The following is a 21,910-nucleotide window of genomic DNA, read 5'->3' on the forward strand; positions in this document are numbered from 1 at the left end:
CGGGTTGGTGACCAAACCGTGTCGCGACGACCGATGGCACCGGCCCGGGACCGGGGCCCGTTCGGACCGGGTTGGTGACCAAACGGTGCGCTCGCAGCGACCGACCACCACGAGTGCCGGCCGTCACCGCGCCCGATCCGCCGCAGGCGCGGTGGATGGGGAAGACTGAGGTCGTGACCCAGGCAGCATCCCCCGAGGCAGGCCGCGAGACGATGCCGACCGCCGTCCTGTGGGACATGGACGGCACCCTCGTCGACACCGAGCCGTACTGGATCGCGACGGAGTTCGCGATGGCCGAGAAGTACGGCTCGACGTGGAGCCACGAGCAGGCGCTCGGACTGGTCGGCAACGAGCTGCTGGTCTCAGGGGCGGCCATCAAGGAGCAGATGGGTCTGCAGCAGAGCCCGGCCGAGATCGTCGAGGAGCTGCTCGACGGGGTCGTGGCCCGCGTCCAGGAGTCGGTGCCGTGGCGCCCCGGCGCCCGCGAGCTCCTGACCGCGCTCGGCGACGATGCGGTGCCGTGCGCGCTGGTCACGATGTCCTACCAGCGCTTCGTCGACCCGATCCTGGCCCACCTCCCGGCAGGGACCTTCGCGGCCGTGGTGACCGGTGACCGGGTGACCCACGGCAAGCCGCACCCCGAGCCGTACCTGGTGGCGGCCGAGCAGCTCGGGGTCGCTCCCGAGGACTGCCTCGCGGTCGAGGACTCAAGCACAGGCGCCCGCTCCGCGGTGGCGGCCGGCTGCACCGTCCTCGTCGTCGAGCACCACGTGCCCGTGCCTGACGGTGAGCGGCGGGTCAAGCGCGACAGTCTCGACGGCATCGGCGTCGCCGACCTCCCGGCGCTCGTCGCCGAGGGTCGCTGCGCCTGCTGAGGCCTCGGCGCCCGAACGAAGTCAGTCGAGGGCGTCGGCGTCCTCGTCGGCGCTGGGAACCACCGGGGTGGGCAGCAGCGGGGGAGTGCCACCGAACTCGGGGCACAGCGCCTGGTGCGAGCACCACCCGCACAGCTTCGACTTCTTCGCCTGCCACTCGCCCGACGAGGTGGCCGACGCGATGGCCCGCCAGATGGCCGTCACCTTGCGCTCGGTGGCGAGCAGGTCGTCCTCGTCGGGCTCGTAGCGGACGATCTCCCCGTTGCCGAGGTAGACCAGCTGCAGCAGGGTCGGCATCACGCCGCGGGCCCGCCACAGGACCAGCGCGTAGAACCGCATCTGGAACATGGCCTTGGCCTCGAAGCCGGGGCCGGGGGAGCGGCCCGTCTTGTAGTCGACGACCCGGATGCGTCCGTCGGGCGCGACGTCGAGCCGGTCGATGAACCCGCGCAGCAGCAGCCGCGAGTCGAGCACCGCCTCCACGTAGCTCTCGCGCTCGGCCGGCTCGAGGCGCGTCGGGTCCTCCAGGTCGAACCACCGACGCAGGTACTGGCGGCAGCCGGCCAACCACGACACGGCGTCCTGGCCGCCGTCCGCCTCAAGGACCTCGGCGAGACCGGGGTCGCCTGCGCACAGCTGCTCCCAGGCCGGGGCGAGCAGCGCCTCGGCCCGCTCGGGCGTCCGCTCGAGCGCAGGCAGGTCGAAGAGCGTCTCCAGCACCTTGTGCACGACCGTGCCACGCACCTGCGCCGGCGACGACGGCTCCGGCAGCCGGTCGATGCTGCGGAACCGGTAGAGCAGCGGGCACGTGAGGAAGTCCGACGCGCGGCTGGGCGAGAGCGCCCCCACCACGTCCACGCCGTCCACGAGCGTCGAGTGGCCCTCCGCGGGGGAGACCGGCGCGACCCCGACGGGTCGGACCGGCTCGTGCAGCGAGGTGGGAGGCGTCATGGTGTTCACCGTAGGGGAGGTCACCGACAGACGACGGGAGCCCGGGCCGGGCCACACCGGCTACGGCCTGCTCGGTAGCGTCTGCGCTGTGAGCTCCCCGCGCACCCGACCCCCGGGCACGATCCGCATCGGCACCATCGCCGGCAGCGACGTGCTCGTCTCCGGCTCGTGGTTCCTGATCGCGGGCCTCATCGCCCTCCTCATGGCGCCCGTCGTGGACCAGGTGCGGCCCGGCCTGGGCGCTCTCGCCTACGTCGCGGGCTTCGCCTTTGCGGTGCTGCTCTACGGCTCGGTGCTGCTCCACGAGATCTCGCACGCGCTGATGGCGCGGCGCCTCGGGCTGCCGGTCGGCGACATCACGCTGCACTTCCTGGGCGGCATGACCCAGATCGAGGAGGAGTCGCGCAGCTCGCGCGAGGAGCTGCTCGTCGCCGTCGTCGGCCCCCTCACGTCGCTGGCCGTCGGTGGTCTGGCGCTGGGCCTCGTCCAGCTGACTCCCGAGGGCCTGCCGCGGCTCGCGCTGGAGGGCCTCGCGGGCGCCAACCTCGTCGTGGGCGTCCTCAACCTCGTCCCGGCCTTCCCGCTGGACGGCGGCCGGGTGCTGCGCGCGGTCGTGTGGCGCTTCTCCGGGGACCGGCACCGCGGCTCGATCGTCGCGGGCTGGGGTGGTCGCGTGGCCGCCGTGGCCGCGATCGCCTACCCCTGGCTCGGCACCCTGCGCACCGGCGCCGCCCCGTCCGTCGTGGACGTCCTCCTCTTCGCCTTCGTCGCGGCGTTCCTGTGGCAGGGGGGCAGCCAGGCGATCGCCTCGGCCAAGATCCGGCGTCGCCTCCCGGCGCTGCACGCACGCGGGCTCGCACGACGCACCATCGCGGTGCCCGCCGACCTGCCGCTGGCCGAGGCCGTGCGCCGGGCGCGGGAGGCGCAGGCGGGAGCGATCCTCACCACCACCCCGGACGGCTCGCCCGCGGGACTCGTCCACGAGCCCGCACTGCTCGCCACCCCCGAGGAGCGCTGGCCGTGGATGGCGGTCAGCACCGTCGCCCGGACCCTCGACGGCCCGCGGGTGCTCGCGGCGGACCTCGCCGGCGAGGCGCTCGTCGAGGCCGTCACCGCCACCGGCCCGGGGGAGTACCTCCTGGTCGAGCAGGACGGCGGCGTGCACGGCGTCCTGGTCACCACCGACCTCGACGCGGCGTTCCGCGAGGCCCTGGGCTGAGCGGGCGACCACACGGCTGAATCGTCGTCCGGCGCGCTGCGGCCGTAGGGTTCGCCCGTGCCTGAGGAGTCCGCCGCCCCGTCCGACCCGACCGTCGACGTGCCCGCCGAGGCGATGTCCGGCGTGCACCGCGGCCCGTTGCGCGAGGGCGAGTGGGTGCGCCTGATCGACAACAAGGGCCGCAAGCACAACTTCGCCCTCGTGGCGGGCAAGCGCTTCTTCTCCAACAAGGGCCACCTCGACCACGACGACCTGATCGGTCGAGAGGAGGGCTTCACCATCGCCTCCTCCGCCGGCGGTGAGTACCTGGTCTTCCGCCCCCTGCTCAGCGAGTTCGTCGTGTCGATGCCGCGCGGCGCCGCGGTCGTCTACCCCAAGGACGCGGCCCAGATCGTCGCGCAGGCCGACATCTACCCGGGCGCCCGCGTGGTGGAGGCCGGCGTCGGCTCGGGCGCGCTGACCTGCTCGCTGCTGCGTGCGGTCGGCCCCTACGGCACGGTCACCTCCTACGAGCGGCGCGAGGAGTTCGCGGACGTCGCCCGCCGCAACGTCCACCAGTTCTTCTCGGTGCCCGAGGGCGCCGTGCACCCCTCGTGGAGCCTGCGCCTCGGCGACCTGGCCGAGCGGCTCCCGGCCGACGGCGAGCCCGCGGACCGCGTCATCCTCGACATGCTCGCCCCGTGGGAGTGCGTGGACGCGGTGGCGGACGCGCTCGTGCCCGGCGGCATCGTGTGCGCCTACATCGCCACGACCACCCAGATGTCGCGGTTCGTCGAGACGGTGCGCACCCACGGCGGCTTCACCGAGCCCCACGGCTGGGAGTCCCTCGTGCGCGACTGGCACACCGAGGGCCTGGCCGTGCGCCCCGGCCACAAGATGGTCGGGCACACCGCCTTCCTGGTCACCGCGCGTCGCATGGCACCGGGGCAGAAGCCGCCGCGCCGCACCCGCCGTCCCGCTCCCGGCGCCTACGGCCCGGACTACCGCGGTCCGCGGCCCGCCGACGTCCCCACCCTCGAGCAGGTGCTCGCGGACGCGGACGAGAGCTGACTCCGGCTCGCGCAGCCGCTCGCCCGGAGCATCGGGTTTGGTCACCAACCCGGTGTCGAACGGCGTCCAGCACCGGGTTGGTGACCAAACGTGAGGCGATGTCGCCACCGGCCGCTCGTCCGGACCGGCCTGTCTGACCCACCGCATGGTCACGGCAAAGCGCCGAAATCGTGACCGCTCGGCGTTGCAGAGGGGGTCGCACGGGGTCGTCCCGGGGGTAGGGTCGAAGCCACAGGAGGTGCGCTGATGACGACATCCGAGCCCAACGAGAACAACCACGCCGACACCCCGACCGAGCGTGGCCCCGGAAGTGCGGAGCAGCTGGCGACGCAGGTCCGGTTCCTGGAGTCCGAGGTGAGCGACCTGCGGCGTCGACTCGCCGAGGCTCCCGCCGGCAGCCGCAGCCTCGAGGCGCGGCTCACCGACACCCAGCGTCAGCTGTCGTCGGTGACCGGGCAGAACGAGAAGCTCGCCCAGACCCTGCGCGACGCGCGTGACCAGATCACGAAGCTCAAGGAGGAGGTGGACCGTCTCGCCCAGCCCCCGGCCGGGTTCGGCGTGTTCCTCTCCGCCAACGAGGACGAGTCGGTGGACGTGTTCACCTCCGGCCGCAAGATGCGCGTCAACGTCAGCCCGGCGGTCGACACCACCGAGCTGCGCCGTGGCCAGGAGGTCCTCCTCAGCGAGGCCATGAACGTGGTGGCGGCGCTGGAGTTCGAGGACGTCGGCGAGGTCGTCATGGTCAAGGAGGTGCTGGCGGACGGCAAGCGTGCCCTGGTCATCGCCAACGCCGACGACGAGCGTGTCGTGATGCTGGCGCAGCCGCTGCTCGAGGACGCGATCCGGGCCGGTGACTCCCTCCTGGTCGACACCCGCTCAGGCTGGGCCTACGAGAAGGTCCCGAAGTCGGAGGTCGAGGAGCTCGTCCTCGAGGAGGTCCCCGACATCGCCTACGAGTCGATCGGTGGCCTCGGCAACCAGATCGAGCAGATCCAGGACGCGGTCGAGCTGCCGTACCTGCACCCGGACCTGTTCAAGGAGCACGAGCTCAAGCCGCCCAAGGGCATCCTGCTGTACGGACCTCCGGGCTGCGGCAAGACGCTGATCGCGAAGGCGGTCGCGAACTCGCTGGCCAAGAAGGTCGCCGCCAAGACCGGCGCGTCCGGCAAGTCCTACTTCCTGAACATCAAGGGCCCCGAGCTGCTCAACAAGTACGTCGGCGAGACCGAGCGGCACATCCGCCTCGTCTTCCAGCGGGCGCGGGAGAAGGCGTCGGCGGGCACGCCCGTCATCGTCTTCTTCGACGAGATGGACTCGCTGTTCCGCACCCGTGGCACGGGTGTCTCCTCGGACGTGGAGAACACGATCGTCCCGCAGCTGCTGAGCGAGATCGACGGCGTCGAGCTGCTCGAGAACGTCCTGGTCATCGGTGCCTCGAACCGCGAGGACATGATCGACCCGGCGATCCTGCGTCCCGGCCGTCTCGACGTGAAGATCAAGATCGAGCGACCCGACGCCGAGGCAGCCCGCGACATCTTCTCGAAGTACCTGACCTCCAACCTGCCGCTGCACCCGGAGGACGTCGCCGAGTTCGGTGGCGACAAGCAGGCCACCGTGGACGGGATGATCCGGGCCACCGTCGAGCGGATGTACACCGAGTCCGACGAGAACCGCTTCCTCGAGGTCACCTACGCCAACGGCGACAAGGAGGTCCTCTACTTCAAGGACTTCAACTCGGGCGCGATGCTCCAGAACATCGTCGACCGGGCCAAGAAGATGGCGATCAAGTCCTTCCTCGACTCCGGTCTCGACGACGCGCAGAAGGGCCTGCGGGTGCAGCACCTGCTCCAGGCCTGCGTGGACGAGTTCAAGGAGAACGAGGACCTGCCGAACACCACGAACCCGGACGACTGGGCTCGGATCTCCGGCAAGAAGGGCGAGCGGATCGTCTTCATCCGCACGCTCATCACCGGCAAGCAGGGCACCGAGCCCGGCCGCTCGATCGAGTCGGTCTCCAACACCGGCCAGTACCTCTGACGCCTGGCCCCTGGCAACACCCACCGCGGCCCCGAGCAGATGCTCGGGGCCGCGGTGCGTGAGCGGACGCCGGCTCAGGTTTGGTCACCAACCATGTCCTCAGCGGCCCCAGGCACCGGGTTGGTGACCAAACGTGACGTCCTGGGGGGGTCGGTCACCGCCTTACAGCGGCTCGGTCACGTCCCCGACGAGGGCACCGAGAGCAGCCAGCAACGGGCCCGCCTCCAGCGTGATACCGACACCGTGCGCCCCACCGCCCAGCGAGATCCGCCCCGTGACGCGCTCGTCGGCCACCACCGGCAGCGGAGTCGTACTGCCCAGCGGGGTGATCGTCCCCCGCTCGAACCCGGTCACGGCCAGGGCCTCGTCCGCCGGCGGCATCGCGGCGCGGTTCACCCCCAGGGCGGCTCGCAGTCGGGGCCAGGCGATCTGGCGGTCTCCCGGCACGAGAACGAACCGGTGGTCGTCCTCGGCGAGCCTGATCACCAGCGTCTTCACCAGCCGGTCCGGGCTCACCCCACGCGCTGCCGCGGCCTCGGCCAGCGACGACACGCGACCGTGGCGGGTCACCTCCACCTCCAGCCCCAGGTCGGCGGCCGCCGCGAGCACGCGGCGGGTCCCGGGAGCGTCCCTGGCGTCGTCGGGGCTGCCATCCTCGGCGACAGGGGCGGACGAGGCGGGGCGGTCGTGGCTCACGACGGACTGCAACGCGGCGAGTCCCCGCGACCTTCCCGACCGGCACGTCCCACGACGCGGCCGCCCCGCCGCGTCCGCCCGACCGATCACCGCGAGCGCGGCTCGTCGGGCCCCGGGGTGACCGTGACGTGCGTAGTCTCGGTCCCATGAGCGTGCGACGAGTGATGGGTACCGAGGTCGAGTACGGCATCGCCGTCACCGGCAACCCGAAGGCGAACCCGATGGTGGCGTCGTCCCAGGTGGTCAACGCCTACGCCTCCGCGACCCTCAAGGCCAGGCGAGCGCGGTGGGACTTCGAGGAGGAGTCACCGCTCCGGGACGCGCGCGGGTTCGACATGAGCCGGGAGAAGGCCGATGCCTCCCAGCTGACCGACGAGGACTTGGGCCTGGCCAACATCATCCTCACCAACGGCGCCCGGCTCTACGTCGACCACGCGCACCCGGAGTTCTCTACGCCGGAGGTGACGACGCCGCTGGACATCGTCCGCTGGGACAAGGCGGGGGAGCAGGTCATGCTCGACGCCGCGCGTCGCGCCGCTCTGCTGCCGGGCGGGGCTCCGATCGTCCTGTACAAGAACAACACGGACGGCAAGGGCTCCTCCTACGGCGCGCACGAGAACTACCTGATGCGCCGCAAGACCCCGTTCGCGGACATCATCAAGCACCTCATCCCGTTCTTCGTGAGCCGACAGGTCGTCTGCGGCGCCGGGCGGGTCGGGATCGGGCAGGAGAACCGCGAGCACGGTTTCCAGATCAGCCAGCGCGCCGACTTCTTCGAGGTCGAGGTGGGTCTGGAGACCACCCTCAAGCGCCCCATCATCAACACCCGCGACGAGCCGCACGCCGACCCCGACGTCTACCGACGGCTGCACGTCATCATCGGTGACGCGAACCTCGCCGAGATCTCCACCTACCTCAAGGTCGGGACGACAGCGCTCGTGCTGTCGATGATCGAGGACCGGTTCATCGACCGCGACCTGACCGTCGACCAGCCCGTCGCCGCCCTGCGGTCGGTCTCCCACGACCCGTCGCTGCAGCACCTGGTCACGCTGCGCGACGGCCGGACCCTGACCGCCGTCCAGCTGCAGATGGAGTACCTCGAGCTCGCCCGCAAGTACGTCGAGACTCGTCTCGGCGACTCCGCCGACCCCCAGACCCTCGACGTCCTGGCCCGCTGGGAGTCGGTCCTCGACCGACTGGAGCGGGACCCGATGTCCCTGGCCGGCGAGCTGGACTGGGTGGCCAAGCTGAAGCTGCTCGAGCAGTACCGGCAGCGTGACGGCCTGGAGTGGGACGACCCCAAGCTGCAGCTCATCGACTACCAGTACTCCGACATCCGCCCCGAGAAGAGCCTGTACCAGAAGCTCGTGAAGGCGGGCCGCATCGAGCGCCTGCTCGACGACGCGGCGGTGGAGTCGGCGATGCACGAGCCCCCGACCGACACTCGGGCGTACTTCCGTGGCCAGTGCCTGGAGCGCTACCCCTCCTCGGTCGCCGCGGCGTCCTGGGACTCGGTCATCCTCGACCTCGAGGGCCGCGAGTCGCTCCAGCGCATCCCCACCCTCGACCCCCTCCGCGGCACCCAGCGGCACGTCGGTGCGCTCCTGGACCGATGCCGGACCGCCGAGCAGCTCTTCACCGAGCTCACCGGGGCCTGAGCGCAGAGGCTCCTGCTCCCTACGGCTCACGTTTGGTCACCAACCCGAGGTTCCGGGCCGGTTGACCGCGGGTTGGTGACCAAACCCGAGGGGCCGGCGTGGAGGCACTCCCAGCCACGAGCCACCACAGAGCCGTGTGACGCGCCAGTCCAGATGATCCGCGCGGTCCCTCCTGAAAGTCCCCGCCGAGGGATAGGGTCGGTGCATGTCACAGGAGCACAAGCAGCCGCGTAAGGGCTCCGAGGTCGAGGAGACCGAGGAGACGGTCACGGAGACCGATGCCGCCGAGCGGAAGGAAGCCCTCGACAACGAGGTCGACGACCTGCTCGACGAGATCGACGACGTGCTGGAGACGAACGCCGAGGAGTTCGTGAAGTCGTTCATCCAGAAGGGCGGCCAGTGATCCCGGACGACCCTCGCCTGCCCGCCGCCTACCTGCAGCCCGGCAGTGCGTCCTTCGCAGACTTCCTCTCCGCCCAGGCCCCGGACCTGCTCCCGGGCGCTCGCAACCTGCCGCCCGGCCAGGCTGGCGACATCGCGCCGCACGGCACCACCATCGTCGCCCTGACGTTCCCCGGCGGCGTGCTGATCGCCGGTGACCGCCGCGCCACGATGGGCAACCTCATCGCCTCGCGGGACATCGAGAAGGTGTTCCCGACCGACGAGTACTCCGCCGCCGGCATCGCCGGCACGGCCGGCCTCGCCGTGGAGATGATCCGGCTCTTCCAGACCGAGCTGGAGCACTACGAGAAGATCGAGGGCACCACGCTCTCCTTCGACGGCAAGGCGAACCGGCTCGCCGGCATCATCCGCGCGAACCTCGGCATGGCGATGCAGGGCCTGGCCGTCGTCCCTCTGTTCGTCGGCTTCGACATGGCCACGAGCTCGGGCCGCATCTTCTCCTTCGACGTGACCGGTGGCCGCTACGAGGAGACCGGCTTCCACGCCGTGGGCTCCGGCTCGCTGTTCGCCCGCGGTGCGCTGAAGAAGCTGTACCGCGCCGACCTCTCCGTCGAGGGCGCGATCACCGCCGCCGTCCAGGCGCTCTACGACGCCGCCGACGACGACTCCGCCACCGGCGGCCCCGACGTCGGGCGTCGGATCTTCCCGATCGTGCACGTCGTCACCGCCGAGGGCGGTCGCCGGGTGGACGCCGGCGTGGTAGCCGACGTCGCGGACCGGGTGATCGCCGCACGCATGGGCCGACCCGACGGGCCGATCGCCCCGCTCGACCTGCCCGGCTCCGGGGAGGGGGCCCAGTCATGAGCACACCGTTCTACGTCTCGCCCGAGCAGCTGATGAAGGACCGGGCCGACTTCGCCCGCAAGGGCATCGGCCGCGGCCGGTCGGTGGTGGCCGTCCAGTACGCCGACGGCGTCCTCTTCGCCACCGAGAACCCCTCGCAGGCGCTGCACAAGATCTCGGAGATCTACGACCGCATCGCGTTCGCCGCCGTGGGTCGCTACAACGAGTTCGAGAACCTGCGGATCGCCGGGGTGCGGCTCGCCGACATGCGTGGCTACGCCTACGACCGGCGCGACGTGACCGGTCGCGGCCTCGCCAACGCCTACGCCCAGACGCTGGGCACGATCTTCTCCAGCGGTGGTGAGAAGCCGTACGAGGTGGAGATCTTCGTCGCCGAGATCGGCGACACCGCCGCCGACGACCAGATCTACCGGCTCACCTACGACGGTCAGGTCGCCGACGAGCACGGCTACGCCGTGATGGGCGGCGCCTCGGACGTGGTGGGCGCCTACCTCCAGGAGCGGTACTCGGCCGGCTCCTCGCTCGAGGACGCCCTCCGGCTCGCCGTCAGCGCCCTCGGCCACTCCGAGTCGGAGGACCGCTCGATCTCCGCGACGTCGCTCGAGGTCGCGGTGCTGGACCGTACGCGCCTCCAGCCCCGCAAGTTCTCCCGGCTCAGCCCGGCTCGGCTCGAGGCGCTGCTCGGGCCGACCGACGCCGTCCCGACGGCGCCTGAGCCGAGCACCGAGGACGGTCCCCCCGAGCCTCCGATCGCGCCGCCGATCGCGTGACCTCGCCACAGTTTGGTCACCAACCCGCTCCAGGAGCCCTCTGGATCTCGGGTTGGTGACCAAACGTGCTTCTGGCGCAGGGCGCACCGCACCACCCACGATCCACAGCCTGCACCGACGACAGGCTTCTCCACAGCCCGAAGCTGACCCGGACCACGGGCCGTGCGACCGCACGACCCTGAGGCCATGCCATCCATCGAATCCGGCCCAGTCCGAGGGCAGCGTTCACTTGCGACCCACCGACGCGTCTCCCACGGGCTCTACGTCCCCCACGCCCAGCACCGCTCGAGAGAGCAACGGTGGCGGGACGACCTGTCCGCCGTCCTGCTGCTGCTCCCCGACGGCGCCACCTTCACCTCCGTCACGGCGGCGCGGCTCCTGGGGTGGAGCCTCCCGAAGTTGCCGGCAGTGCCACCCGTCTTCGCTTCCGTGGGGGAGCGGGACCCACGCCCCCGGAGACCGGGTCTGATCTGCTCCCGTCTGCGGCGGACGCAGGCCGCACAGCCGTCTCACCCCACCTGGCTCCGTGCGGTCTCCCCGGGGCTGCGGCATGCCGTCGACTCACCCGAGGAGGTCCTGCTGCGCGCTGCGCGGGACTTCGGCACGCTCGACCTCGTGATCATGATCGACAGTGCCCGCCGCCTCGGGCACGTGGACGAGGCCGCCATGGCTCTGGTCCTCGGCAGTGGCCGCCCCGGCGTCCGCGCCCTGCGCACGGCCTGGCTGCTGTCGGACCCCCGGGCGGAGTCGCCCGGCGAGACCCTCCTGCGCCTTCTCCACCTGGCAGCAGGCGCGCAGGTCACGCCCCAGGTCGAGCTACGGGCAGGCGGCACCTTCCTCGGACGCGTCGACCTCCTGCTCGACGGCACCTGCTGCGTCCACGAGTACGACGGGGAGCACCACCGTGACGCGGCCCAGCACCGCAGCGACCTGCGGCGAGACCGCCGGCTGCAACCGCGGTACCAAAGACGCGGCTACGTGCTGGACGACCTGCTCAACCGGCCCGCCGACGTTCTGGCCGACATCGACTCCGCCCTCGGTCGCCCGTGGGACCCCACCAGGCTGGCGCGATGGAAGCGGCTGGTGTCCAACTCCATGTACGGGGAGGGCTACGGACGACTGATCCAGCGCTGGCGGCGGCTCGGCGGCTTCGACGATTGGTCACGAACAGGCCGAGATCGACCTCAGAAGAGCAGGTTGGTGGCCAAACCCGATCCCGCAGCCTGACCCCCGACCGTTGCCGCCGGGCGTAGTGTTCAGTCATGGACCGACGCATCTTCGGCATCGAGAACGAGTACGGCGTCACCTGCACGTTCAAGGGGCAGCGTCGGTTGAGCCCGGACGAGGTGGCGCGGTACCTCTTCCGCAAGGTCGTGAGCTGGGGCCGCTCCAGCAACGTCTTCCTCCGCAACGGCGCCCGGCTCTACCTGGACGTCGGCAGCCACCCCGAGTACGCGACGCCCGAGTGCGACGACATCACCGAGCTCGTGACGCACGACAAGGCGGGGGAGCGGGTCCTCGAGGGGCTCCTCGCCGACGCCGAGCAGCGACTGCACGACGAGGGCATCGCCGGCGAGATCTACCTGTTCAAGAACAACACCGACTCGGCCGGCAACTCCTACGGGTGCCACGAGAACTACCTGGTCAGCCGCAGTGGGGAGTTCAGCAAGCTGGCTGACGTGCTGATCCCGTTCCTGGTGACCCGCCAGATCATCGTGGGGGCGGGCAAGGTCACGCAGACGCCTCGTGGCGCCGGCTACAGCGTCAGCCAGCGCGCCGAGCACATCTGGGAGGGCGTGAGCAGCGCGACCACGCGCAGCCGCCCGATCATCAACACCCGCGACGAGCCGCACGCCGATGCCGAGAAGTACCGCCGGCTGCACGTCATCGTCGGCGACTCCAACATGTCCGAGACGACGACGATGCTGAAGGTCGCCAGCGCCGACCTGGTGCTGCGGATGATCGAGGAGGACGTGGTCATGCGCGACCTCACCCTCGAGAACCCGATCCGCGCGATCCGCGAGATCAGCCACGACGTGACCGGCCGCCGCAAGGTCCGCCTGGCCAACGGCCGCGAGGCCAGCGCGCTGGAGATCCAGGCCGAGTACCTGTCGAAGGCCCGTGACTTCGTCGACCGCCGGCAGATCTCCACGCCGGTCATCGAGCGCACGCTGGACCTGTGGGAGCGCACCCTCAAGGCGGTCGAGAGCGACGACCTCGGCCTGGTGGACCGGGAGATCGACTGGGTCATCAAGTGGAAGCTCATCGAGGCCTACCGGGCCAAGCACGGGCTCCCTCTCGGCCAAGCGCGGGTCGCGCAGCTGGACCTCGCCTACCACGACATCCACCGGGGTCGCGGCCTCTACTACCTGCTGGAGAAGCGCGGCAAGGTCGAGCGGGTGACCGACGACCTGGCGATCTTCGAGGCCAAGTCCGTGCCCCCGCAGAACACTCGCGCCCGGCTGCGGGGTGAGTTCATCCGCACCGCCCAGGAGAAGCGCCGCGACTTCACCGTCGACTGGGTGCACCTCAAGCTCAACGACCAGGCCCAGCGCACGGTCCTGTGCAAGGACCCGTTCCGGGCCCACGACGAGCGTGTGCAGCGCCTCATCGACGGCATGTGAGTCCCACAGGTCGGGTCTGTAAGGTCTCAAGGTCCGCACGACCCGAACCATCGGCCGCAGCACCATGCGGCCACCTGGAGGAACACGCGTGTCCCGATTCACCCGGCCCGTCCGGCTGGCCCTCGTCCCCGTCCTCGCGATGGGTGCCCTCGCCGCGTGCGGCTCGGACTCCGAGGACGCCTCGAGCGACACCTCGGCCGACGCATCCGTCACCGCGCCCGCCGACACCGGCGACCTGGGCTCGCTCGAGGTCACCGGCGACGTCGGCGAGACGCCGAAGATCGACCTGGGGGACTCCTTCGCCCCCGAGGGCCTGTCCTACGAGACCCTCACCGAGGGCGACGGCCTGGTCGTCGGCGGCGACGAGGACCCGGCCGCGTTCATCGAGTACGTGATCGTCAACGGCACCTCGGGCGACGTCGTCTACTCGACCTACGACGGTGGCAGCCCCGAGGTCCTCGACCTCACCACCGACGGCATCCCCGCCGCCCTCTCCGAGCCGCTGATCGGTCAGACGGTCGGCACGCGCGTGGCCGTCTCCGACACCGTCGAGGACATCTTCGGCGACGCCAGCTCCACCAGCCTGGACATGGAGAACGACGACCCGCTGGTCCTCGTCTTCGACATCCTGGGCCCGCAGGCCGACATGAGCGACGACGCCTTCGAGACCGACGCCTCCGACTGGCTGCCCGGTCTCACGCTCGCCGACGACGGCACCCCGGAGGCCATGGACTTCACCGACGTCCCCGAGCCCACCGGCAAGCTCGAGGTCGAGACCGTGGTCGAGGGTGACGGTGAGGAGATCGAGGAGGGCGACACGGTCATGGCCAACTACATCGGCCAGGTCTACGGCGCCGACGAGCCCTTCGACTCCAGCTTCACCGGCAGCCCCGCCGCCTTCCAGGTCGCCTCCGGCAGCCTCATCGACGGCTGGGTCAAGGGCCTCGTGGGCGCCCACGTGGGCGACCGGATCTGGCTCCAGATCAACCCGAGGAACGGCTACGGCACCTCGGGCAACTCCAGCGCCGGCATCGAGGGCGACGACACGCTGTACTTCGTGCTCGACATCCTGGCGGTCTCCTGACCGTCGTCTCGTAGGCTTCCGGGGTCGGGTTCCCTCCCAGGACGGCGGCGTGCCGCCGTCCTGCTGGTGGAGCCCGGCCCCGGCCGTCTGTCCGCAGCGGCCCGTACCGGAGGGAGCCCATGTCGAACGGCCGCAAGAGCGAGCGCTTGCTCAACCTGCTCATCATGCTGCTGGTGCAGCGCCGCTACGTGCCCAAGTCGCGCATCCGCGAGCTGCTCTACGCGGACTCCCCGGACGACGGGTTCGAGCGCACCTTCGACCGGGACAAGGAGGAGCTGCGCAGCCTCGGGGTCCCGATCGAGGTCGGCACGCTGGACCCGCTCTTCGACGACGAGCCCGGCTACCGGATCAGCCCTGAGCGGCTCGCACTCCCGCCCGTCGACCTCACCGCCGACGAGGCCTCCGTCATCGGGCTCGCCACCCGCGTGTGGCAGAACGCCCGGCTCGCCGACGTCACCACGGACGCGGTGCGCAAGCTGAGCGCCCTCGGCGTCGACCTCGACACCGAGGCGCTCGACCTCGTCTCGCCGCGGCTCTCGGCCGACGAGCCGGGGTTCGACGTCTTCTGGGAGGCCGTCCAGGACCGCTGCGCCGTCCGCTTCGACTACCGGCGCGCCGGCCGCACCGAGGTCACCCGCCGCAAGCTCCAGCCGTGGGGCGTGGGCCGCTACGCGGGCCGCTGGTACGTCGTCGGCCTCGACACCGACCGCGGCGAGGAACGCATCTTCCGCCTCTCCCGGGTCCAGGGCGCCCCCAAGCGGTTCGGCCGCCCGGGCGCCTACGCCGTGCCCGAGGGCACGGACGTGGGGGAGAGCATCCGCCGCCTGGCCCCGCCGCCGGAGACCGTGACCGCCGAGCTCCTCGTGCGTCGGGACGCCGGCCACCAGCTGCGCCGGGGAGCGACCGTCCTCGCGACGGGCGTGAGCGGCCCGGACGGCACCACCGGCTGGGACCGGCTGCGCCTCGAGCACAGCGGCCACGGTCTGGCCGACGACGTGCTCGGCCACGGCGCCGCGGTCGTCGTCGAGCAGCCGGAGTCGCTGCGCACCGAGGTCGTCACCCGGCTCTCCCGCCTGCTGGGGGAGACCCCGCACGACACCGCACCGACCAGCGAGGGGACCCGATGACCCAGACCGCCGCCGCGGGCGCCCGCGACCAGGTCGCCCGGCTGCTCGCCCTCGTCCCGTACCTGCACTCCCGCGGGGAGGTGCACCTGGAGGAGGTCGCCGCCGACCTCGGCGTCCCTCCCGAGCAGCTGTTGCGCGACCTCAAGGTGCTGCTGATGTGCGGCCTGCCGGGCGGCTTCCCGGACGACCTCATCGACGTCGACCTCGACGCCCTCGAGGGCGAGGGCGCGGACGGCGTCGTGCGGGTCACCAACGCCGAGTACCTGGCCCGCCCGCTGCGGCTCTCGGCCACCGAGGCCAGCGCGGTCATCGTCGCGCTGCGGGCCCTGCGCGAGAGCGCGGACGAGGCGACCCGCCCGGTCGTGGACAGGGCGCTGGCCAAGCTGGAGATCGCCGCCGCCGAGGCGGGCGCCGTCGCCGAGGTCGAGCTCGGCAGCGAGCGCCGGGCGCCGGACCACTCCGACCTGGTGACGCGGCTGGAGGCCGCCGTCCGCGCGGGCAAGCAGGTGCGCCTGACCTACTTCGTGCCCTCCCGCGACGAGGTCTCGGAGCGGGTCGTGGACCCGCGTGGTGTCGTGACCGCCGACGACCACCCCTACCTGGACGCCTACTGCCACTCGGCGCAGGCGCCGCGGCTGTTCCGGCTCGACCGGGTGCAGTCGGCCGAGGTGCTCGAGCACGACGTGGAGACCGAGCAGGTGGCCCCGCGCGACCTCTCCGACGGAGTCCTGCCGGCTCAGCACGCCACGACGGTGACGCTGCGCCTCGCGCCGTCCGCCCGCTGGGTCGTGGAGTACTACGACGTGCTGGAGGTCAGGGAGGACGGCGACGACCTGCTCGTCGACCTCGCCGTGGCCGACGAGCGCTGGCTGGTGCGGCTCATGCTGCGGCTCGCACCGCACGCTCGCGTCGAGCGCCCCCACGAGCTCGACGAGCGTTTTCTCGGTGCGGCGCGACTCACGCTGAGCGCGTATGGGCCGAGGGGCTAGCATGGCGACGTCGCGGCTGCCACGCCCCGTGGTGGCCTCGGCGCAGGTTCCAGCAACACGTCAAACCGCCCCGACAGAAGGCCGAGCCTCACCATGATCTCCCCGTTTCTCGCCATGCCGCAGGGTGCCGAGTGGATCGTCATCCTCGTCATCGTGATCCTGGTCTTCGGCGCTGCGAAGCTCCCCGACCTCGCCCGCTCGACCGGTCAGGCCCTGCGGATCTTCAAGTCGGAGACCAAGGCGCTGAAGGACGACGACGAGAAGGACGCCCCCGAGGGCACCACCCAGCGTTCGTCCGCCGAGCTCCCGTCGACCACCGCCGAGCAGACCGGCGTCGTGCGTGACGAGAGCACCGACAAGCACCACGGCTGACGCCGCGCGCCTGTCGCTTCCGTGATCAAGGTCCTCTTCCGGCTCTTCTCCACCAAGCCCGCACACGCCATCGGCGAGGACGGTCGGATGGCGCTCTCCGACCACCTGCGCGAGCTGCGTGCCCGCGTCCTGCGGGTGGTGGTGACCCTCATCCTCGCCGTCGTCCTGGCGCTGTTCTTCTTCGACCAGCTCTACGACCTGGTCTACGGGCCGTACCGCTCGGCGCAGGAGACCATCCCCGACGGCGCCAGCCTCGCCACCACCAGCGGCGCCGGCGGTGGCCTCATGCTGTACCTCAAGCTGTGCGGGTTCGCCGCGATCGTGGTGACCAGCCCCGTGTGGCTGTACCAGATCTGGGCCTTCATCCTGCCCGGCCTGCACGCCCACGAGCGCAAGTGGACGCGGGTCTTCGGCGCCATCGCCGCACCACTGTTCGCGGTCGGCCTGGTGCTCGGCTACGTGACCCTGCCGAAGGGCTTGGAGATCCTGATCGGGCTGAACCCCGAGGGCATCACCAACCTCGTCGACTTCAACGACTACCTGCAGTTCTTCACCCGCACGCTGCTGGTCTTCGGCATCGCCTTCGAGATCCCGGTCTTCGTCGTGCTGCTGAACCTGGCGGGTGTCGTGTCGGGCAAGCAGCTGGGCCAGTACCGGTCCTGGATCATCGTCGGCGTCTTCGTCTTCGCCGCCATGGCGACCCCGTCGGCCGACCCGTTCACGATGACGTTCATGGCGGTGCCGATGGTGCTGCTGTTCCTCATCGCCGAGGTCATCGCCCGCCTCAACGACCGGCGACGGGGCCGCAAGAGCGTCAACGCGGGTCTCTCCCCGGACGAGGCCTCCACGCTGTGATCTCCGGCGAGATCCGCGAGGCCGACCCCTTCGAGCTGCCCGAGTGGCTCGGTGAGACCGACGTCGTGTGGTCCGCCGACTCCGGCCTGCGCACCGGGCACCGGGTCGCCGGCCGGCTGGACCCCGCCGCCCGCGGCGACGGCGACCGCCTCGTCTGCGACCTGCTGGCCGTGGACGAGGCGTACCCGACCACCGTCGTGGGGAACGACGTGCGCACCGCGGCCCACCGCGCCTGGCGCCACGGCCAGGTGCTGGTGCTCGACATCGACGACCGACTGACCCTCGCCGTCCCGGGCCGGGAGTTCGCCCCCGACCTGGTGCTGGAGTCGCTGTCCCGGCTCGCCCGTGCCGTCGGGGCATCGCCCGAGCGGTACGCGGTCCTGCTGCGCATCGGCGGCCGCTGAGCCGCCGCCCGAACCGGGTCCACCGGGGCCGAACCGGCCCCCGACACCCCACGTTTGGTCACCAACCCGGTGTCAGGAGCCTCCCAGCACCGGGTTGGTGACCAAACCCGAGCCACACCCGCCGAGCCGCGAACCGGCTACATTGCGCCGGTGACCACGCAGGAAGGCAGCACACGGCTGCGCAGGGTGGCCCTGCTGAGCAACCCGACGGCCGGCAAGGGCAGGGGAGCGGCCGCGCGCGAGACCGCGCTGCAGGTGCTCGGCTCGGCCGGGGTCGACGTCGTCGACCTGGTGGGCACCGACGCCGCCGACGCCCAGCGCCTCGCCGCGCAGGCCGTCGACGAGGGGGTCGACGCGCTGCTCGCCGCCGGTGGCGACGGGATGGTCCACCTGGCCACGCAGGTCCTCGCGGGCACCGCCACGCCGCTGGGGGTCGTCCCCGCGGGCACCGGCAACGACGTGGCGCGGCACCTGGGCCTGCCGCGTGACGACGTCGCGGCCGCCGTCCGCCACCTGCTCACCGCCCAGGTCACTCGCGTGGACGTCGCCGACGCCGGCGGCACCGCGTTCGTCACCGTTATGTGCGCCGGCTTCGACGCGATCGTCAACGAGCGGGCCAACCAGATGCGCTGGCCGCGCGGGCAGATGAGGTACAACCTCGCCACGTTGGCCGAGCTGCGCACCTTCCGACCGCTCGGCTACCGCCTCGAGCTGGACGGCGAGCAGGTCGAGCTGGAGGCGATGATGGTCTCGGTCGGCAACCTGCCGTCCTTCGGCGGGGGCCTGCGGATCGCCGAGGGCGCCCGGGTGGACGACGGCCTCCTCGACGTCGTGGTCATCAAGCCGGTGAGCAAGCTGGAGCTGGTGAAGACCTACCCGAAGCTGTTCAAGGGCACCCACCTCTCCCACCCGGCCTTCGAGCGGTACCGGGTGCGCAGCGTCGAGGTGGTCGCCGACGGCATCGTCGCCTACGCGGACGGCGAGCGCCTGGGCCCGCTGCCGATGACGGTCACGGCGCGTCCCGGCGCCCTCCACGTCCTGTCCTGAGGTCCGGCACGTAGGTTGGGGCCATGAGCACCGACGAGCTGTCACCGTCGGAGCGGTACTCCGCCTACCGTCGCACCCGCGAGCACCCGGTCTTCAAGGACTTCTCCGCTCTCTACGACTTCGGCCTCGACGACTTCCAGGTCCGGGCCTGCCGCGAGATCGAAGAAGGACGAGGCGTGCTGGTCGCGGCCCCCACGGGCTCGGGCAAGACGATCGTCGGCGAGTTCGCCATCCACCTGGCCCTGGCGACGGGCCGCAAGGCGTTCTACACGACGCCGATCAAGGCGCTGAGCAACCAGAAGTACGCCGACCTGGTCGAGCGCTACGGCTCGGACAAGGTCGGCCTTCTCACCGGTGACAACACCGTCAACGGCGAGGCCGACGTGGTCGTGATGACCACCGAGGTCCTGCGCAACATGATCTACGCCGACTCCCGCACCCTGGACCGCCTCGGCTACGTGGTGATGGACGAGGTGCACTACCTCGCCGACCGCTCCCGCGGCGCGGTGTGGGAGGAGGTGATCATCCACCTCGCCGAGTCGGTGACGGTGGTGTCGCTGTCCGCGACCGTCTCCAACGCCGAGGAGTTCGGCGAGTGGCTGGCCACGGTGCGCGGCGAGACGACCACCATCGTCGAGGAGCGGCGCCCGGTGCCGCTGTTCCAGCACGTCATGGTCGGGCGGCGCCTGCTCGACCTCTTCGCCTCCTCCGACGTGGACGCGGCGGCGGGCTTCGTCAAGGAGGGCGCCCCGGTCAACGACGAGCTGCTCAAGGTGGCGCGCGACGAGTGGGCCTCGAGCCGGTTCAAGGACCGCCGCTCGCCCAAGGGCGCCACGAAGGGTCGCGGCAAGACCCCCCGCGGTGGCGGCCCCCGGCAGATCGGCAACGGACGCCGGGTCTGGATCCCGTCCCGCACGGACGTGATCGAGCGGCTCGACCGCGAGGGCCTGCTGCCGGCGATCGTGTTCGTCTTCAGCCGCGCAGGCTGCTCGGCCGCCGTCGACCAGTGCCTGGCCGCCGACGTCCGCCTCACCACCCCCGAGGAGCGCGACGAGATCGTCGACTTCGTGGAGGCGTCCTGCCGGCACCTGGACTCCGAGGACCTGCACGTCCTCGGCTACCACGACTTCCTCGACGGCCTCTCCCGCGGCGTCGCCGCCCACCACGCCGGCATGCTCCCGGCGTTCAAGACCGTGGTGGAGGAGCTGTACCTGCGCGGCCTGTGCAAGGTCGTCTTCGCCACCGAGACCCTCGCGCTCGGCATCAACATGCCTGCCCGCACGGTGGTCATCGAGAAGCTGAGCAAGTGGAACGGCGAGACCCACGCCGACCTCTCGCCCGGGGAGTACACGCAGCTCGTCGGCCGCGCGGGCCGGCGCGGCCTGGACACCGAGGGCCACGGCGTCGTCCTGTGGCAGCAGGGCATGGACCCGCGCGAGATCGCCGGACTCGCCTCGACCCGCACCTACCCCCTGCGCAGCTCGTTCCGGCCCAGCTACAACATGGCCGTCAACCTCGTGAACCGCTTCGGCCGCGAGACCTCGCGCGAGCTGCTGGAGCAGTCCTTCGCCCAGTTCCAGGCCGACCGCGCCGTCGTCGGGCTCGCACGCCAGCTGCGCAAGGCCTCCGAGGCCCTGGACGGCTACGCCGAGGCCGCCCACTGCGACCGGGGCGACTTCATGGAGTACGCCGCCCTGCGCCACCAGATCTCCGACGTGGAGAAGGGCGCCAGCCGCGCCAAGCGCGAGGACCGCCGTACCGAGGCCGCCGCCTCGATCAAGACCCTGCGCCCCGGTGACGTCATCGAGGTGCCGCACGGCAAGTTCTCCGGGATGGCGGTGGTGATCGAGAACGGTTGGAACCCGGAGTCGCCGCGCCCCTTCGTCATCACGACGGCCGGGCAGGCCAGGCGGCTGGCCATGATGGACTTCCCCGAGCCCGTCGCAGCGCTGGCCCGCATCCGGGTGCCCAAGTCCTTCAACCACCGCAACCCGCAGATGCGACGCGACCTCGCCTCCGCGCTGCGCGCCCGCAGCCGCGACATCCCGCCCCCCGGCGTGGGCGGGCGACCCCCTCGCGGTCGCGGGGGCGCAGGAACCGGCGGCGCCGACGGACGCCCCAGCGCCTGGGAGCGCGAGGTCGCGGACCTGCGGCGCCGGCTCAAGGAGCACCCCTGCCACGAGTGCCCGGACCGGGAGGACCACGCCCGCTGGGCCGAGCGCTGGTACAAGCTGGAGAAGGACGTCCTCACGCTCCAGCGGCGCGTGGAGAACCGCACCAACACCGTGGCCCGCACGTTCGACCGGGTCTGCGACCTGCTGGCGCAGCTCGGCTACCTCAACCCTCAGGCCACCGAGGTCACCGACGAGGGCGCCCACCTGATGCGGCTCTACTCGGAGATGGACCTCGTCGCCGCCGAGTGCATCCGGCGCGGCGTGTGGTCGAGCCTGAGCCCCTCCGGCCTCGCGGCCGCCCTGTCCACGCTCGTCTTCGAGCAGCGCAAGCCGGACGACGCCGGCCCGCCGCGCCTGCCCGGCGGAGACGTGCGTGAGGCGATCGCCACGATGGTCTCCATCGCCGGCGAGCTCGAGCGCACCGAGCGCGAGCACAAGCTGGACTTCCTGCGCATGCCCGACCTGGGCTTCGCCTGGATCGCGTACCGCTGGTGCGAGGGCGACGAGCTCGACGACGTGCTCGGCACCTCCGGGCTGCCCGCCGGGGACTTCGTCCGGTGGATGAAGCAGGTCCTCGACCTGGCCGGCCAGGTGGCGGACGCGGCGGGCGACACCCCGCTGCGGCGCACCGCCCGGCAGGTGAGCGACCGGCTCAAGCGCGGCGTGGTGGCGATGTCGGGCGTGGCCGAGGGGGCCTGAGCCCGGTTCGCCG

General features: G+C 71.5%; 20 protein-coding genes. 18 read left to right on the forward strand and 2 right to left on the reverse strand.

Annotation, left to right across the window (positions count from 1 at the left end):
• Positions 1-173: 173 nt before the first annotated feature.
• Positions 174-875 (forward strand): HAD family hydrolase, encoded by a 702-nt coding sequence (locus tag M8330_RS01525; protein WP_250825888.1) that lies wholly within the window; start codon positions 174-176, stop codon positions 873-875.
• Between the two features lie 21 nt (positions 876-896).
• Here M8330_RS01525 and M8330_RS01530 read toward each other — a convergent pair whose 3' ends face one another.
• On the reverse strand, positions 897-1,826 hold the full coding sequence (locus tag M8330_RS01530) for a RecB family exonuclease (protein WP_250825889.1): 930 nt from the start codon (positions 1,824-1,826) through the stop codon (positions 897-899).
• An 88-nt stretch (positions 1,827-1,914) separates the two neighbouring features.
• Between M8330_RS01530 and M8330_RS01535 the strand changes: the two genes are divergently transcribed.
• From M8330_RS01535 to arc, 3 genes are all read left to right on the forward strand, one after another.
• Entirely contained in the window at positions 1,915-3,045 is a 1,131-nt protein-coding gene (locus tag M8330_RS01535; protein ID WP_250825890.1) for a site-2 protease family protein, read from the forward strand.
• A 114-nt stretch (positions 3,046-3,159) separates the two neighbouring features.
• A complete protein-coding gene (locus M8330_RS01540) occupies positions 3,160-4,095 on the forward strand; it encodes a tRNA (adenine-N1)-methyltransferase (protein ID WP_250826040.1) in 936 nt (311 codons plus the stop codon).
• A 246-nt stretch (positions 4,096-4,341) separates the two neighbouring features.
• Positions 4,342-6,132 (forward strand): proteasome ATPase, encoded by a 1,791-nt coding sequence (arc, locus tag M8330_RS01545; RefSeq protein ID WP_250825891.1) that lies wholly within the window; start codon positions 4,342-4,344, stop codon positions 6,130-6,132.
• 162 nt (positions 6,133-6,294) lie between these two features.
• Here arc and M8330_RS01550 read toward each other — a convergent pair whose 3' ends face one another.
• A complete protein-coding gene (locus M8330_RS01550) occupies positions 6,295-6,828 on the reverse strand; it encodes an aminoacyl-tRNA deacylase (protein ID WP_250825892.1) in 534 nt (177 codons plus the stop codon).
• A gap of 146 nt (positions 6,829-6,974) precedes the next feature.
• On the opposite strand from M8330_RS01550, the gene dop reads away from it, so the two are divergent.
• From dop to M8330_RS01620, 14 genes are all read left to right on the forward strand, one after another.
• Complete coding sequence (gene dop, locus M8330_RS01555; RefSeq protein ID WP_272495061.1) at positions 6,975-8,486, forward strand: depupylase/deamidase Dop; 1,512 nt, start codon at positions 6,975-6,977, stop codon at positions 8,484-8,486.
• A 205-nt stretch (positions 8,487-8,691) separates the two neighbouring features.
• On the forward strand, positions 8,692-8,889 hold the full coding sequence (locus M8330_RS01560) for a ubiquitin-like protein Pup (protein ID WP_250054447.1): 198 nt from the start codon (positions 8,692-8,694) through the stop codon (positions 8,887-8,889).
• A complete protein-coding gene (prcB, locus tag M8330_RS01565) occupies positions 8,886-9,752 on the forward strand; it encodes a proteasome subunit beta (RefSeq protein ID WP_250054448.1) in 867 nt (288 codons plus the stop codon). The genes M8330_RS01560 and prcB overlap by 4 nt, the downstream gene beginning before the upstream one ends.
• Entirely contained in the window at positions 9,749-10,522 is a 774-nt protein-coding gene (gene prcA, locus M8330_RS01570; protein WP_250825893.1) for a proteasome subunit alpha, read from the forward strand. The genes prcB and prcA overlap by 4 nt, the downstream gene beginning before the upstream one ends.
• Before the next feature lie 615 nt (positions 10,523-11,137).
• The gene (locus M8330_RS01575) at positions 11,138-11,749 is read left to right on the forward strand and encodes a hypothetical protein (protein WP_250825894.1); all 612 of its coding nucleotides are present in this window, start codon (positions 11,138-11,140) and stop codon (positions 11,747-11,749) included.
• Positions 11,750-11,784: 35 nt separating this feature from the next.
• Positions 11,785-13,146 (forward strand): Pup--protein ligase, encoded by a 1,362-nt coding sequence (gene pafA / locus M8330_RS01580; RefSeq protein WP_250825895.1) that lies wholly within the window; start codon positions 11,785-11,787, stop codon positions 13,144-13,146.
• An 88-nt stretch (positions 13,147-13,234) separates the two neighbouring features.
• Positions 13,235-14,230: an FKBP-type peptidyl-prolyl cis-trans isomerase gene (locus M8330_RS22285; RefSeq protein ID WP_250825896.1), complete on the forward strand. Its 996-nt coding sequence runs from the start codon at positions 13,235-13,237 to the stop codon at positions 14,228-14,230.
• Between the two features lie 119 nt (positions 14,231-14,349).
• Positions 14,350-15,357 (forward strand): helix-turn-helix transcriptional regulator, encoded by a 1,008-nt coding sequence (locus tag M8330_RS01590; RefSeq protein ID WP_250825897.1) that lies wholly within the window; start codon positions 14,350-14,352, stop codon positions 15,355-15,357.
• The gene (locus M8330_RS01595) at positions 15,354-16,346 is read left to right on the forward strand and encodes a helix-turn-helix transcriptional regulator (RefSeq protein WP_250825898.1); all 993 of its coding nucleotides are present in this window, start codon (positions 15,354-15,356) and stop codon (positions 16,344-16,346) included. The genes M8330_RS01590 and M8330_RS01595 overlap by 4 nt, the downstream gene beginning before the upstream one ends.
• Before the next feature lie 93 nt (positions 16,347-16,439).
• Positions 16,440-16,718, forward strand: a complete 279-nt coding sequence (tatA, locus tag M8330_RS01600; RefSeq protein ID WP_250054457.1) for a Sec-independent protein translocase subunit TatA — start codon at positions 16,440-16,442, stop codon at positions 16,716-16,718.
• A 21-nt stretch (positions 16,719-16,739) separates the two neighbouring features.
• Positions 16,740-17,573, forward strand: coding sequence for a twin-arginine translocase subunit TatC (tatC, locus tag M8330_RS01605; RefSeq protein ID WP_250825899.1), 834 nt, complete (start codon positions 16,740-16,742; stop codon positions 17,571-17,573).
• Positions 17,570-17,977 carry a hypothetical protein gene (locus M8330_RS01610; protein ID WP_250825900.1) on the forward strand — a complete coding sequence of 136 codons (408 nt, stop codon included), beginning with the start codon at positions 17,570-17,572 and terminating at the stop codon, positions 17,975-17,977. Before tatC ends, M8330_RS01610 begins: the two co-directional genes overlap by 4 nt.
• A 150-nt stretch (positions 17,978-18,127) precedes the next feature.
• Complete coding sequence (locus tag M8330_RS01615; RefSeq protein ID WP_250825901.1) at positions 18,128-19,024, forward strand: diacylglycerol kinase; 897 nt, start codon at positions 18,128-18,130, stop codon at positions 19,022-19,024.
• A gap of 23 nt (positions 19,025-19,047) precedes the next feature.
• Complete coding sequence (locus tag M8330_RS01620) at positions 19,048-21,897, forward strand: DEAD/DEAH box helicase (RefSeq protein WP_250825902.1); 2,850 nt, start codon at positions 19,048-19,050, stop codon at positions 21,895-21,897.
• Positions 21,898-21,910 lie beyond the last annotated feature (13 nt).

It is taken from the genome of Nocardioides bruguierae, from assembly GCF_023656415.1.
Lineage (GTDB): Bacteria > Actinomycetota > Actinomycetes > Propionibacteriales > Nocardioidaceae > Nocardioides > Nocardioides bruguierae.

What these genes read in the sequence shown, in the direction of transcription:
- M8330_RS01560 (WP_250054447.1), top strand. Translation starts at nt 8,692, where the DNA reads ATGTCACAGGAGCACAAGCAGCCGCGTAAGGGCTCCGAGGTCGAGGAG.
- M8330_RS01620 (WP_250825902.1), top strand. Translation starts at nt 19,048, where the DNA reads ATGAGCACCGACGAGCTGTCACCGTCGGAGCGGTACTCCGCCTACCGT.
- prcA (WP_250825893.1), top strand. Translation starts at nt 9,749, where the DNA reads ATGAGCACACCGTTCTACGTCTCGCCCGAGCAGCTGATGAAGGACCGG.
- pafA (WP_250825895.1), top strand. Translation starts at nt 11,785, where the DNA reads ATGGACCGACGCATCTTCGGCATCGAGAACGAGTACGGCGTCACCTGC.
- M8330_RS01595 (WP_250825898.1), top strand. Translation starts at nt 15,354, where the DNA reads ATGACCCAGACCGCCGCCGCGGGCGCCCGCGACCAGGTCGCCCGGCTG.
- dop (WP_272495061.1), top strand. Translation starts at nt 6,975, where the DNA reads ATGAGCGTGCGACGAGTGATGGGTACCGAGGTCGAGTACGGCATCGCC.
- M8330_RS01530 (WP_250825889.1), bottom strand. Translation starts at nt 1,826, where the DNA reads ATGACGCCTCCCACCTCGCTGCACGAGCCGGTCCGACCCGTCGGGGTC.
- M8330_RS01590 (WP_250825897.1), top strand. Translation starts at nt 14,350, where the DNA reads ATGTCGAACGGCCGCAAGAGCGAGCGCTTGCTCAACCTGCTCATCATG.
- tatA (WP_250054457.1), top strand. Translation starts at nt 16,440, where the DNA reads ATGATCTCCCCGTTTCTCGCCATGCCGCAGGGTGCCGAGTGGATCGTC.
- arc (WP_250825891.1), top strand. Translation starts at nt 4,342, where the DNA reads ATGACGACATCCGAGCCCAACGAGAACAACCACGCCGACACCCCGACC.
- M8330_RS01540 (WP_250826040.1), top strand. Translation starts at nt 3,160, where the DNA reads ATGTCCGGCGTGCACCGCGGCCCGTTGCGCGAGGGCGAGTGGGTGCGC.